Origin of the sequence: Streptomyces sp. NPDC006208, from assembly GCF_040613775.1 — a bacterium.
In the GTDB taxonomy this organism is placed as follows: Bacteria; Actinomycetota; Actinomycetes; order Streptomycetales; family Streptomycetaceae; genus Streptomyces.
Genome location: NZ_JBEXSW010000005.1, coordinates 216644 through 230728, shown reverse-complemented (window position 1 = coordinate 230728; position 14085 = coordinate 216644). Strand labels below are relative to the sequence as shown.

Here is a 14085-nt window from a genome sequence, read left to right as displayed (position 1 = left end):
TGGCGTCCTGTGGGCCCTGCTGCGCGACGACCGAGTCTTCACCTCCGCCCCGCCGGCCGCGCAAGCGGCTTGACTTCGTCATTGAGACTCCTTCGCGAAGTGGCCGTGGCCTGCTTGAGGATGTCGACGTCCTCGCGCAGACCGCGGTTCTCCCGCCGCAGCGCGGCCAGTTTCTCAGATTCACAGCTGGTCAGCCGCCGCGCTCGCCCGCGTCGGCCTCGGCCTTCTTCATTTGGGGGCGCACCGTGGTCCTGGGGCAGATCGAAGTCCTTGGCGATCTGACCGACCGAGCGGCTCGGCGATGCCCGTCAGGCGCCCTGCTCCGGCACGAACGCCACTCGGAACATCCTGGGCCACCACTTCCCCGTCAGCAGGAACTGGTTCGTACCCGGAACGGCCGCGATGCCGTTCAGGACGTCCGCGCCCCGCCTCTCCGTCGCGCTGAGCAACGGAGGCACGGCGATGTCCCCGGTCACCTCACCGGTGTCGACATCGATGCGTACGATCCGGTCGGTGGGCCAGACGTTGGCGTAGACGACGTCGCCGACGCATTCCAGCTCGTTCAACCGCCCCACGCGCTGCCCACGGATGGTGACGGGGATCTCGCCCTTCTTCTGAAGAGTTCCGGGGTCCCGGAAGACGAGCCGTGAGGTGCCGTCGGTCGTCACCAGCCGGCCGCGGTGCGGCTGGTGACAGACGCCCCAGCCTTCCTCCGGGTAAGGGACCCGGCGCAGCTCCGCCAGAGTTCGTGCGTCCCGTTCAATGGCGACGCCGTTCCGCCAGGTGAGCTGCCAGAGCGTCCGCCCCACGACGGTGATTCCCTCGCCGAACAGCGGCGAGGGCAGCTCCGCTCCACGTGCAGGCGGGGCACCCGGACGGCCTACTGTGATCGTCGAACGGCCGCTCACTCCCGTGCTCTCGTAGAGCATGCCGCGCGCCATCTCCAGGCCCTGTGTGAAGGCCTTCGGATCGTGCGGCAGGGTCTCGATGACATCGACACTCAGCCGCTCGATCCGTGCTGCCGCCTGCCCGGGCATGCCTCGCCCATGGTCCGTGGCACCGCCACCCCCTTCGCACCCGTGGACGAGAATCCCGGTGGCCAGAGCGACGACGCCCACCGGGATCACGAACGCAAGCCGCATGGCCTCACACTGGCACACGGCCCCGGCCGGAGCGGATTCGCACGCCGCACCAGCTCACGGGGATCGCCCCCGTGGCGCAGTGGTCCCGGCGCCCCTGCCCGAGGTCCCGGACCGACAAAGCCGCCATGAAGCGGGCCGTCCCCCGGCCGGGGCTACGTCCGCGTCTCGGCCGACGCCGACGCCGACGCCGCGCGCCCGTTGGCGGACGATCTCCGTCGCGGAACCACCGATGCCAGACGGGTCGACACCAGCGCCGTGAGCCCGCCCGCCGTCTCCGGCTTCGGCTGGTACCGGTACGCGTAGCCGTGCGCCTCGCCGTCGCCTCGCGCCGGTGCCGCGTTCAGCACGGCTCCCAGCACGGGCACCTTGACGCGGTCGAGGATGCGCAGGGCGTCGAGGACCTGGCTTCTGCTCGTCCGTCCGGCACGCGCCACGAGCAGGTAGCCGTCGACGGCATGGGCCATCGCCGGAGTGTCGGCGAACGGCAGGACAGGAGCGGTGTCCACCACCACGTGGTCGAAATCCTCGGCGAGCCCCTGCAGCAGGGACTCGAATTGAGGGCTGCCGAGGAGCTGGGTCGGATTGGGGGGAATCATCCCACTGGTGAGCACGGAGAAGGACCCTGCCGACTGCAGCACGTCGCACACCGCGACCTTGCCCAGCAGGGCCGTGGTCAGCCCCGCGTCCCTGACCAGACCGAGAGCCGAGGCGACGGACGGACGGCGCAGATCGCAGTCGACCAGACACACCCGGGCGCCTTCCTCGGCCAGTGTGGCGGCCAAGTTGACCGAGACGCTGCTCTTGCCTTCCCGCGGCAGCGGACTGGTGACGGCGATGACCTTGGGCCGCTTGCCCACCTCGGCGAACTGGAGATTGACCCGGAGCTTGCGGAAGCCCTCCGCCCGCGTGCCGTGCGTGTCGTCGCGCAGGGAGACCGGGCGCCGCGAGGCACTCGGATCGTGCACGATGCTCGACAGCACCGGAGGCCCGGCAGCGGCCGCCAGGCATTCGGCCAGTGCCTTTGAGCCCCGCATCGACGTGTCCACGGTCTCCAGTGCGACCCCCAACCCGAGGCCGAGTGCGAGGCCCACGGCCAGGCCGAGGGCGACATTGAGAGTGGTCTGCGGGGACGACGGGGCGGACGGCACTGCCGCAGGCTGGATAACGGTGAGTCTCACCGGAGATTCGGACGTGTCCGCGTCGGGGCTCTCCAGCTCCCTGATCACCTCGGCGAAGCGACCGGCAAGGGCGTTGCTGGTACGCGCAGCCCGTACCGCTTGTGTGTCGGTGACGGTCAGCCGGACAAGCACGGTGTTGAGCGGTGCCTCGGCCGAGATCCGCTCGGCAAGCTGGCCCGGCGTCACACGGAGACGGAGGTACTCGATGACCGGCCTGGTCACCTCCGGGCTGGTCACTACTTCGGCGTAGGACTGGACCCGGGCCTGGGTGAACGAATTCCCCTGATTCAGCTGTGAGGTGTCGGCGCCTCCCTGAAGTGATGCGAACAGCGTGGTGGTTGCCCGGTACTCGGGAGTTGCGAGAGTACTTGCCAGGATGCCCGCCCCGGTTCCCAACAGCGTGACGAGGGCGATGACACGCCATCGACGGGAAAGGACTCGTAGGTAGTCGCGCAAATCCAAGGTCATCCCCGATCGGAGCGAGTGAATGGAATAGTCACTCTAGGACCGGGCCGAGGAATTTCAGGCACATTGCATGTCGCTCGCCTTTTCGTACCCCAACGGAGTGCAAGCGCACCCTCAAGAGGTACGACGTCTCCGCGTGGCACGCAGGGATGGGATGCAATTTCAGATTAGATTCACCCTCGACTGCGCTTTATCCGCTGTGCCGGTTTCACCGGGAGGTTCGTGAAGACATGTCCTCGCCATCCCAGTGGGGCTCTGCGCAGGTAACCATGGCGGCCTCCGCACCACCGTGGGGGCTGCGGTGAGGGGTACTGGTCCCACGGCGTGGCTGCGGCACTGCCCACGCCCGCGCCTGCACCAAACCAGGCTTCCTCTGGCAGCCGCTGCCGTGCTGCTCCTTGCGGGCATGGCATGGATCGCTGTCACCGGACTGCTCGCCCGCGCCGAACTGATGGCCGCACAGCGCGGGCTGGAGAGCCTGCGACAGTCCTTTTCCGGTACAGACCCGAAGGCAGGAGCGGACGGGGCCGGTCCGCGAGCCGCGATGGATTCCGCGGCAGCCCATGCAGCCAGGGCCCATCGCCTCACGACGGGGCCCGCCTGGTGGCTGGCTGCGCACGTCCCTTTCCTCGGTGCACCCGTCAGCACTGCGCGTGGCACAGCGCATGCGGCTGACCGGCTGACGCACGAGGTACTGCCACCCGTGGTGGGCATCGGCTCCGACACGCGTGCAGGTGGTCTGCAGACTCTCCTGTCCGCGCTCCACGGAAAGGCTCCGGAGCTTGACAGGGCGTCCAGAGCCGCCGCTGAAACTCGTGCCCAGGCCGCTGCGCTGCCCCGCGACACCTGGCTGCCGGCTGCCGACCGCGCCCGGGACCACCTGGTACACCAACTCGGCACCGTCACCACGGCCATGGCGGATGTGGCTGTCGCCAGTCGCGTACTGCCTCCGATGCTGGGTGGGCACGAGCCCCGGCGATACTTCGTCGTCTTCCAGAACACCGCCGAGGCGCGCGGCACGGGTGGGCTGCCCGGGGCCTTCGCCGTCCTCACCGTCAACAAGGGCCGACTGCGCTTCGAGACGTTCGGCAACAACACCGTCCTGGAGCACGTGAGGCCCTCGGTCGAACTGGGAGCCGAGTTCAGGGCGCAGTATGGAGCCAGTGATCCGACCGGAACCTGGGCAAACACGAATCTCAGTCCGCACTTCCCTTACGCGGCACGTATCTGGACGGCGACCTGGAAGAAGTACAGCGGTGAGCGGCTGGACGGTGTGGCCGCGCTCGATCCCAGCGCGCTGGCTCTGCTGCTCCGCGCCACAGGCCCGGCACAGCTGCCCGACGGTACCGCAGTCACCGCGGACAACGTCCTGGACCTGACCGAGCGCACCGGGTATGCGCGCTACCAGGACGTCGCCGAACGCAAAGCGTTCTTTCTCGATGTGGCGCGAGCGGCCGCGGCCAAGCTCACGGATGCCATCAGCGATCCTCATAGGCTCTCCGCCCTGCTGACATCCGTCCACGACGTGGTGAAGCAGGAGCGGCTGAAGGTGTGGAGTGCCCAGAGCGACGAACAACGCATCCTGGAAACACATCCCCTGAGCGGGGCACTGCCGCATGGCTCAGGGCCGTTCGCGGGGTTCGTCGTCAACAATGCCGCGGGCGGAAAGCTGGATTTCTATCTCGAGCGGCAGTTGCAGTGGATTCCGCGGCACTGCACACGCGAGGGCAGGTCGGTCACCGTACGGATCCGGCTCAGCAACCGCGCACCGGCATCGGGGCTTCCCGACTACGTGACCCTGCGTGTCGACAAGCGGTCGTACGCCACCCGCCCCGGCGACAATCGGCTGCTGCTCTCCTATTACGCCAGCCCGGGCGCACAGTTGACCCGCGCGACGGTGGACGGTCGTCGCGCCATGACGGCCAGCGGCGTCGAACGTGGGCACCCCGTATACACCTTGGACATGGAACTGCCCGCACAAGAGACCCGCACCGTGACGCTCCAGCTGGTGGAACCGGTCAGTGACCGCGCCCCCATCGTGTTGCGACAGCCGCTGGTCAGTCCTCTGAATGTCGACGTTCAGCCCTACCCGTCCTGTGGTGCCGAATGAGGTCACCCGGCGGTGGCGTCGCCATCCAGGTGATCACCGAGACGCTGCGGACGGACCGCAGGACGGACCGCAAGAACGCACACGCGGCCACCGTGGATGAACTGCTGTCCCCACCGCGGCAGAGCCGCCAGATGCTGCAGCCCTCGGCCGAGTACCTCGACAGCCGCTGACAAGCGGGCTGCACCGGCAGTGGCCGCTCTGTCCTTCCGCCGTCACGGACCCGGTCGCGCTGCGGACCGCAACCTGATGCTGCGGATCGGGTGACATTCTTCCGCCGCCGAGCGTCGCCACCGACCGCATGGTCGACGCATCGGACAATCACAAATGCATCTGCCACCTACCGGAGGCCGCTTTCCCTCACGCCAAGCATATGCACCCGGCATGATGCGTCGCCCTCCCTCCAGCACTGGTGCCCGTCATCGGGGGGTGCGAGGTGCACAGACCCCATGCGGTTTTGGAGCCAGTTGGAGGGCGAATGTGGCTGTTCGGGGCTAGCGGCTCCAATATGCCGGCGACTGACCAAATGCAGGTTCAGCGCATCCAGGAGCGGCCTCGAATCAGCCGAAGACACCCTGGTAAGCCCTTCTGGTACCTGCCGGTCTCACTCGCGTTCGACGCGTCATGGGCAGCCGCACCGGTGCACCTGGCCCTGCGGTCGGCCGGGGACACCCAAGCCATGCGGTACGCGTTGGTGGCAGCTGCCGCCTGGTTGTTCGTACGGACTTCGCGCGGACGCTATGCGCTGCGGAGTCTGGGCGAGAGCGGCACCGTCAGTGCTGCACTACGGGACTGGCTGGTATTGGTGGGGCTGCTTGCAGTGATGTGCGTGGCCTCTGGTGAGAGAACCCCCGTCCTGCATGCTGTCGCCGGCCTCGCCCCCTGTGGCCCGATGGCCGCAGTTTTTCAATCGCTGATCCACCGTCACCTGCGGGCCCAGCGTCGCGACGGACGGGCAGTCCGCCGGGCTCTGGTGATCGGTGAGGTGAGCGCTATCGAAGGCCTGGTGAACCACCTCGCCCGGCGCACCGATCACGAGTTCGTCGTCGTCGGGCTGTGTCCGATCGGGGATGAAGATCCCGACTCGCTCATTCCGGTCCACGCCCGGCTGGACAGGCAGCCGCCAACCCACTTGTCGGGGGACTCCTCACCGGTGCTGGAGGCTGTCCGAGGGCTCGATGTGGACTTGGTCTTCGTCGCCGCGGGGCCCTGCATGGCAGGCGAACGGCTACGCAGACTGTCCTGGGCCGTGCACGGGGAGGGACGTCCCCTCATCGTGTTGCCCGGACTGTCGGAGGTGGCACGGCGCCGGGTTGATGTGTCGTCAGTGGCGGGGCTCACCATGCTGCATGTGGCTCCGCCCGTCCGGCACGCCGGCGCTCTGCTGCTGAAGGCGGCGAGTGACCGGTTGGGCGCGATACTGCTGATCGTGCTGCTCGCCCCGGTGTTCGCCGCGGTGGCGTTCACGGTACGGCTGGGTTCACCAGGAGCTGTCCTCTACCGGCAGATCCGCATGGGGAAGGGCGGTCGCCCTTTCACCATGTGGAAGTTCCGTACCATGGTCGCCAATGCGGAGCAGTTGGCGAAAGAGCTTGCCGGCACCAATGAGCAGGACGGCCGCATGTTCAAAATCCGCCGCGACCCGCGGGTCACCCGCGTGGGCCGGGTACTGCGGCGCTACTCCCTGGACGAGCTCCCCCAGCTCTTCAACGTACTGCAAGGGCACATGTCGCTGGTCGGGCCAAGACCTCCCCTGCCGGAAGAGGTGGCCGAATACAACGATGTGGAGCTGCGCAGACTGACCGTCAAGCCAGGACTCACCGGCTTGTGGCAGATCAGCGGGCGCTCCGATCTGTCGTGGGACGAGACTCTCGCCCTTGACCTGCGCTATGTCGACAACTGGTCTCCGTCCGTGGACTACGGCGTCCTCTGCCGGACCCTTCGGGCCGTCGTCGAGGGCAATGGAGCCTACTGAGAGTGCCCGCGGTGCTGGAAATCCCTTGGCTCTGGGACGTAACGGCGGCAGTCCGCCGAGCCCTGACACCATGCGCAGGACCACCCAGCAGGCCGCCCAGACGCTGTTGTGGCCTCGATACCCTCGTCACCTGGGCTCGACTCCCCTGGGCGATACGCCGATGGACCGTGGGCCAACAGGGTGTGTCGTGCGCACTCGCGGACGCAGGTGAACCCACAGATGCCAACCGGCCAGTGCCGCGCCCGGGAGCCTGTGCACCGGCAGGGGCGGCGCATGCATGAAGCGCTTGTACGCACGAGTGAGCGAAAAGTCGGGAAAGCTCTGACGCACCGTGCGTGAGTCATACACCCGGGCGTAGGGGTTGTCGGGGCCGTCGGTGTTGTGGTGAATGAACTCCCGCATGCGCAGGTACTCGAACAGCCCGGTCGTTCGAGCATTCCTCACATGAGCGCCGACGACCCCGGTCGGTTGCAGCAGACCGACCCGGGCCAGCGGAACGGTGACTGCCAGGGCCATCCGCCGGACGAGGCCGATGGCAATGAGGTAGTTCAACGACCAGCGGGCATAAAGCATCGCCACCAACTCGCCTCCCGGCACCAGAACACGATGGATTTCCCGCTGCGCGGCAATGATGTCCGGCACGTGATGCAATACGCCGTGGCTGAACACCATGTCAAAGGATTCCGCCTCGAACGGCAGGTCGAGCACGCTGGCACGGTGCAGACCGTCGAAGGGCAGATTGCGCTGCGTCAGGCGGGTTCTCACACGCTCCAGGGAGGCCTCGGTCAGATCGACACCCGTCCATTTCGCACCGCGTCTGATGAGTTGTTCGGACTCTGCTCCTTGCCCGAGCCCGATTTCGAGTACGCGCCGGCCCGCTACATCGAGGCCGTCAAGGCATCGAGGGATGTGCGACTCCAACTCGTACTTGAACGCGTCGTAGCGGGTGAAAAATGATGCGTAGTCACCCTGCTCCTCCCTGGCCCGGCCGCCTGCCAACTGCTCTCCGCAGGGATGTGAGGACCAGAACGCAGCGATATCCGTCTCGCGCATTTACCCTCCTGTGGCGGTGTCACGACAGAAGAAGAGCCGCGCCTCAGGCGCGCCGGCCCTTGCCGCCAAAGCTTCGCTGCGGGGCGCGTCGGACAAGCGGAGTTACAGCGGACCGCTTCGGAGTGAAGGAAACCAGTAGGCGCGCCCGAACGGAGGATTCTTTACACGGGCGGCCCATCCCGACGAGACATTCTGCAGTCCGCCGAGTGCGTCGCCTGGCACAGCAGACGGACTTCCCCACTAGCCTGGCATTTCGTGAAGCGCGGCGTGAAAAGCGCCCCGGCAAGGAATTTTCGGAGGGCGCGTGGTCTGGAAGAGCAGCGTAGTCGCGGAACCCGGATCCGGCCCTGCCCCGATGAATGATGAAGAGCTCGAGGGGTATGCCGATCGTCTCTTCCGCCGACTGGACAACTGCGGCTGGGCGGGCCCGGATCCCTATGACGGGATGACAAGTCCGCTCTCGGCCCTCGCCGTTCACCCGCTTCTGCGCCAGGCCCTCCTCCAGACGGTGAAGCGCAGCCCTGTCGATCTCCGCCCCTGGCTGGGGATCCGCCCGCTGCGTACCGCCACGGCCTGCGGTCTGGGTGCGACGGCCTGCAGTCGTCCGGGCGGTTCGCCTCTGTGGCACGCCCGAGCCCAGCGGCTCGGACGGTGGACGGCCGACCGTCAACTGTCAGGCCGCTACGCTGGACTGTGGCGCTACGAGTTCGATGTCCAGACACGCTGGGGGCACTACCCCGCATCGGTGCCGAACGTCATCGCCACCACGTTCTGCGCCGACGGTTGCCTCGATGCCGGGACGCTCGACGGCCAGGCCGTGGAGACGCTCGCCGCCGCACTGCTGGAGCACCTGTTCAACGGCCGGTACTTCGTCTACACACCGACGACGAAGGTGCTGATCCACAACGCCAACCTCATGGGCGCAGCGCTCGCGACTCGTGTCGCCCACCTGGACAGCATCTCCCGGCCGCTCGCGTCGCGCCTGCTGGACGCCGCACGGTCGTCGGTCTCAGCCACGGTTGCGGCCCAGCGGCCCGACGGCTCCTGGCCCTACGGGACTTCTCCGAACCTCGGCTGGGTCGACGGGTTTCACACCGGCTACGTGCTGATGCGGCTCGACGCGGCGGCGAGAGGCCTGGACCTCGATCTCGACGTCGCGATCAGCACCGGAGCCCAATACTATTTCGACTACTTGTTCGACGGCCCGCTGCCCCGTTACTACGCCAACGAGCGGCCCCGCCTGGTCTCGCCCGGCCGTCGCGACCCGAACAACGACGCAACTGCCGTTCGTACAGCGGCATGGGCGGCAGAGCGCGGCTACGTGCCCCTTGGCTTCGCCGACGATGTACTGGCCGCCGTTGTCGACGGGATTCCCGGCTGTGGACGCATTCCGCTGCGACAGCCTTCCGCCATGATGCGGCACCCGGCCCGCTTGTCGCCCCGGTGGAGTCTCACGCCCTTCCTGGATGCACTGACCGCATTGCGCGTGGCCCGACGCAACGGGTGAGCGGAGCGCATCGATGACGACAACCCTGATCTTCGCGGCGGCGCTGCTGACGGCCATCGGCCTCCTGGCCGCACCCAACCTGTACTTCGCCGGCATGGCGTGGCTGGTGCTGTCACCCGCCCTGTATCCGTTCGCCCGGTACCCGCAGTCGGGCGCGCTGCTCACCTTCGACCGGGTGTGTGTGGGAGCCCTCGCGCTGGCGCTCCTGATGAGCAAGATCCGACGGCCGCCCCGCGCGCCGAGTGTGCGCGCCTTCGCCATCTCGGGCGTCGTCTTCGCGGGGCTCTTCCTGGCCCGCTGCCTGACGACCAGGCCGGGTGCGCTGAGCGCGCTTCAGACATTCATCGACGCGGTGCTGCTGCCGTGCGTCGTCTTCGCCGTCTGCCGCAGTACGGGGGGCAGCCACAGGAGACTGCGCGCGTGGGCAGCGGGGCTGATGGTGTGCGGAACGATCGTCGCCCTGCTGGGCATCACCGAGCGGCTCTTCACGTACGAGCTCGCGTCGCGCAGCGGAGGCTCCGCGCGGGTGGACCACGAGATCGGGGGAATCGTCAGGGTCTCCGGCCCCTACTCGGTCCCGGAGGTCTACGCACTCGTCCTGGCGCTGACACTCGCCGCGACCCTGTTCTGGTGGATGAGCGGACGGGTTCGCGGCAACCACCGAAGGGGCCTTGTCGATCTCGTGGGTCCCGTGCTCGCCGCCGTACAGATCACGGGCATGGCCATCTCGTTCTTCCGCGCGGCCTGGGCCTGTGCCCTGCTTATCCTGGTGGTCGGATTCGGCCTGCGGAGCAGACGCCGGATCAGGCTTGCGGTCGCCGGTGTCGTCGTCGCCTTCGGGGCGATGATCCTGCTGATGCCTCTGCAAAGCAGTGACGTGTTCCGCGAACGGGTGGGCAACACGGACAACGTCGCCGGACGGTTGGCCACCCACAAGGTAGGCATCGAGATCTGGCGCTCCGCCCCGGTCACGGGCGTGGGAATCCACCAGTTCATCGTTGCCCAGCGTCAGACGGGCCAGCAGCAGGTGTGGGGTGTCAGGTCGGTGGACTCGCCGCACAGCTCGTTCCTCGGGACCCTGGCGGAACAGGGAATCGTCGGTTTCACGGCTCTGATCGCCATGTGTGCGTGCGGTGTCCGGATGCTGCGGCGACTCGGCGAGATGTCTCGCGGTGACCCGGTGCTCGAGGCGCTGCGCGCCGCTGTCCTGGCCGGTGCATCCGCGTACCTGCTCTTCTCCGTCGAGCTGACCATGCTGCCGCTGGGGCCGAGCAATGCTGTTCTCGCGGTGCTGCTCGGGCTGGGAGCCGCAGCGATCGAGAACGGCCGGGCACGCACCGGCCCGGAGAAGCGCGCGGTGGTCACTGAGCACGGAGCGGTCGGACCCATGCCCGTCGAGGCCGTGCATTGACCACCGATCCCGCCCCCGTCGTCCTCGCGCCGGGGCTGAGGTCGAAGGTTCGGTCGGCCTGCTCGTCAACGACGGTCCGGCAGGCTGCGAGCTTCGCCCTGTCGAGCATGGTTCTCGGCGGTCTGGGCATGGCCACATCCGCTGTGCTGGCGAGAGCGCTCACGGTCGACGACTACGCGAGCTACTCGTTCAGCAAGCAATTGCTCCTGTTCACGGCGATGTTCTTCGAGTTCGGGCTTTTCCTGCCCGCGGCACGCCGAGCCGCGGCGGCAGGTACGGATGTGGCGGAACGGCACAGGGTCACCGGAGCGGCTGTCGTGCTGTTCGTACCGGTGTCGATCGCCTTCGCGCTCACCGTCCATGTGCTGTCCTGGGGAGTCGACGCCTTCTTCGGGGTTCAGGCGGGGCCGAGCCTGAGGCTGGTGGCGCTCGCTTCCATGGGGTACCCCTTGGACTTCGTCTGTCTGCAACTGGCCCAGGGGCTTGGACGGCTGCACAGCTACTCGGTCGCCGCGGTGTCCTCGAAGGTGTGCTGCCTCGTTGTGCTGGCGACCATGGTGGCGTCGGGGGTACGTCTCACCTCGTCAGGAGTCCTTCTGGCGGAGGCTCTTTTCCTGCTGGCCGGATGGGTGACGCTGCTGGCGTACCTGAGGCCGCTGTTCCGCGGACTCCGCGAGGCCCTGACGTGCTTGGTCCGCGACGCTCGCGAGTACGCGTTCTCCGTGTACGTGGGCCGGGTACTGAGCATGGGTACGTACCACATGGACACGCTCATGCTCGGCGCGCTCAGCGATCCTCGCTCCTTCGCCTGCTACATGATCGCGCTGTCGCTCGCGTACACGGTCGGGCTCCCCGGCTCGGGCCTGGCCACCGCGTTGTTCGCGCGGCTGGCCTGTCAGCCGCGCCTGGAGGCACGCTGGATCGTCGCGGTCCTGGCGGCGAGCGCCGTACCGGCATTGGTCTTGAGCGTGGCTGCCGAGCCGCTGGTGCGGCTGGTCTTCTCGAGCGAGTTCCTGCCGGCGGCGCACCTCATGCCCGTTGTCGCCGCCGCGCAACTGATCAACGCCGTCACCCGCCTGTTCAACACGTTCCTCGCGGCGCACGCTCTCGGGAAGGACCTGCGCGCAGCGGCAATCGCGCTCACGGTGTCGAACCTCGCCCTCAACGTGATCCTCATCCCGTGGTTCGGAGCCGCGGGCGCGGCATGGGCGAGCGTCGTCGCGCTGGCTGTCAACCTCTTCGTCCACGTCGTGCGGTATCGGCGCGCTGTTGCGGGGAGTGCGGGTACGGTCCTGGTCGGCGAGGTCGCCGCTGTCGCGGGCACCACCGGCCGGCGTCAGGACGAGGCCACCGGCCGGTAGTCACGCAGTGCCGCACCGACCTGTCCGTCACCGCCGGCATTCTGCTCCCACCACACGGCCGCGCAGAACAGCCCGAAGACCGCCAGGCCGCGCTCCCGTTCACCCTGAAGGTGTTCCGACACGAATCGGTCGGCCACCGACCGGTCGAAGAGCTCGTCGAACAGTCCGGAACGCCGGACGTGCGGCCACAGCCGTGCTCCGTGCTCCCGGAGCAGGGAGCGCACCGGGGCGCCGAATCCGGTCTTCGAGCGGCGCGCCACGAAGCCGGGAACTCCGGCCGCCCTCGCCGCTGATCTGAATCGGGCCTTTCCGTTTCCGAGCCGCAGTTGATCCTCCGGTCTCGTGGCGAGTGCCGTGGCGACGACCGGTTCACCGAGGAAGGGCACACGCAGTTCCACACTGGCCCGCATGGACGCACGGTCGCCGTACAGCAGGTTCAGCCCGGGCAGGAAGAGCTTTCGATCGCATTCCGCGACGGCTCTGAGAGGACTGGCGCCCGCCGCGAGCAAGGGGTCCCCGACGGCGTGATGAGCGGCCGTGACCTCGTCGAGCTCCACCTTGGGTGCCAGATCCCTCCATTCGGTAGCGGTGAAGTAGGCCTGGCCGGCCCACGTCCAGTCCCGGGGGCTCAATGCGCACATCCGGCGGAACTTGTCCGCCCGCTCGCGGAACCTGGGGGAAACCGGGCGGAGCGAGGCCCGTCCGAGACGACGCCGGCCGGACTCCGGAATCCGCTGCAGCAGTCGCACCGCCTGGTACCGCTCGTATCCGAGGAACAACTCCTCCACGCCGAGCCCGGAGAGCAGCACCGTCGCTTCGCGTCCGGCGGCGCGAGCGAGGCGCATGAGCGCGATGGCGGCCGGATCCCCGAACGGCAGCTCCATGGCCTGCACCAGCTCCGGAATCTGCTGCAGCACGTCGACGTCGAGATCGACCCGGTGCAGCGTCATACCGAGGTGCCGGGCAACCCGCTCGGCGTACGGGGCATCGCGCTCGAAAGGCTCCGCCGAGCTGCGGTGCGGTGCGGAATCACGCGCGGTGAGGACGGGACCGCTGAACCCGATCCGGGACAGCTCCACACCCAGCCAGGTGCTGTCAAGTCCCCCGCTGAGGAGCAACCCGACGGGGACATCCGCCCTTACCTGCCGTTCCACCGACTCGCGCACAGCCGAAGCGATGTCGGCAGCGGGCTTGGGCGGTCCGGCGATCCACAGCGGACGGGGCTGCCCGTATACGGGTGCCCGGAGGCTGTGAACGGTGCCCGCCGGTGCCGCCCGCACGCCCCGCCAGCCTGTCCTCGGTGGAGGAGTCCACAAGAACATCGCCCCTTGGGCGACCGCCACCGGATCGACCTCGTCCAGCAGACCGATGCTGCGCAGCGGCGCGATCTCACTGGACAGGGCGACGATGCGGGACGAGGTGTCCGATGCGACGTACAGGGGTTTGATCCCCAGCCGGTCGCGTCCGTACCGCACGCTGCCGTCGGGCAGGATCTGGGTGAATGCGAACATCCCGTCGACGTGGTCGAGCAGTTTGAAGGCGTCCGGCTGGAGCAGCAGCTCGTGCAGGATCTCGGTGTCTCCAGCGGTCGTGAACCGGACGCCGCGGGAGCGAAGGATCTCACGCAGTTCAGGAGCGTTGTAGAGCTCCCCGTTGTAGACGAGGACGCCTCGATCGGCGGTGCCGAACGGCTGGTCGCTGCGCGGGCCGACGTCGACGATCGCCAGTCGGCGAAAGTGCAGCGACGCATGCCAGTTCGCGCCGGAGAGATCCAGGTGTCCGCACGAGTCCGGGCCTCGGTGCTCGATCGCCTCGCACGGGTCGCAGCCCCCGGCGCCACGGTTCAGAACGACCACGAACCCGCACATCGCGCGTCCTCCTTCGTG

At 68.0% G+C, this 14085-nt stretch carries 10 protein-coding genes; 6 read left to right on the top strand and 4 right to left on the bottom strand.

What is annotated here, in order from left to right:
• Positions 1-308: 308 nt before the first annotated feature.
• Positions 309-1142, bottom strand: a complete 834-nt coding sequence (locus ABZ208_RS05860) for a glutaminyl-peptide cyclotransferase (RefSeq protein ID WP_356908331.1) — start codon at positions 1140-1142, stop codon at positions 309-311.
• Positions 1143-1294: 152 nt separating this feature from the next.
• Positions 1295-2788, bottom strand: coding sequence for a polysaccharide biosynthesis tyrosine autokinase (locus ABZ208_RS05855; RefSeq protein ID WP_356908330.1), 1494 nt, complete (start codon positions 2786-2788; stop codon positions 1295-1297).
• A 403-nt stretch (positions 2789-3191) separates the two neighbouring features.
• On the opposite strand from ABZ208_RS05855, the gene ABZ208_RS05850 reads away from it, so the two are divergent.
• From ABZ208_RS05850 to ABZ208_RS05840, 3 genes are all read left to right on the top strand, one after another.
• Complete coding sequence (locus tag ABZ208_RS05850) at positions 3192-4895, top strand: DUF4012 domain-containing protein (RefSeq protein ID WP_356908329.1); 1704 nt, start codon at positions 3192-3194, stop codon at positions 4893-4895.
• Positions 4892-5065, top strand: a complete 174-nt coding sequence (locus tag ABZ208_RS05845) for a hypothetical protein (RefSeq protein WP_356908328.1) — start codon at positions 4892-4894, stop codon at positions 5063-5065. The genes ABZ208_RS05850 and ABZ208_RS05845 overlap by 4 nt, the downstream gene beginning before the upstream one ends.
• A 305-nt stretch (positions 5066-5370) precedes the next feature.
• Complete coding sequence (locus ABZ208_RS05840; RefSeq protein WP_356908327.1) at positions 5371-6867, top strand: sugar transferase; 1497 nt, start codon at positions 5371-5373, stop codon at positions 6865-6867.
• A 126-nt stretch (positions 6868-6993) separates the two neighbouring features.
• On the opposite strand, the gene ABZ208_RS05835 is transcribed toward ABZ208_RS05840, so the two are convergent.
• On the bottom strand, positions 6994-7920 hold the full coding sequence (locus tag ABZ208_RS05835; RefSeq protein WP_356908326.1) for a class I SAM-dependent methyltransferase: 927 nt from the start codon (positions 7918-7920) through the stop codon (positions 6994-6996).
• Positions 7921-8224: 304 nt separating this feature from the next.
• On the opposite strand from ABZ208_RS05835, the gene ABZ208_RS05830 reads away from it, so the two are divergent.
• From ABZ208_RS05830 to ABZ208_RS05820, 3 genes are read left to right on the top strand one after another with little or no spacing between them, the layout of a single operon-like run.
• Positions 8225-9427, top strand: coding sequence for a hypothetical protein (locus ABZ208_RS05830; RefSeq protein WP_356908325.1), 1203 nt, complete (start codon positions 8225-8227; stop codon positions 9425-9427).
• Positions 9428-9440: 13 nt separating this feature from the next.
• Positions 9441-10838: an O-antigen ligase family protein gene (locus ABZ208_RS05825; protein ID WP_356908324.1), complete on the top strand. Its 1398-nt coding sequence runs from the start codon at positions 9441-9443 to the stop codon at positions 10836-10838.
• Entirely contained in the window at positions 10835-12199 is a 1365-nt protein-coding gene (locus tag ABZ208_RS05820; protein WP_356908323.1) for a lipopolysaccharide biosynthesis protein, read from the top strand. Before ABZ208_RS05825 ends, ABZ208_RS05820 begins: the two co-directional genes overlap by 4 nt.
• Here the strand turns inward: ABZ208_RS05820 and asnB are convergent.
• Positions 12175-14067 (bottom strand): asparagine synthase (glutamine-hydrolyzing), encoded by a 1893-nt coding sequence (gene asnB, locus ABZ208_RS05815; RefSeq protein WP_356908322.1) that lies wholly within the window; start codon positions 14065-14067, stop codon positions 12175-12177. The genes ABZ208_RS05820 and asnB overlap by 25 nt on opposite strands.
• Positions 14068-14085 lie beyond the last annotated feature (18 nt).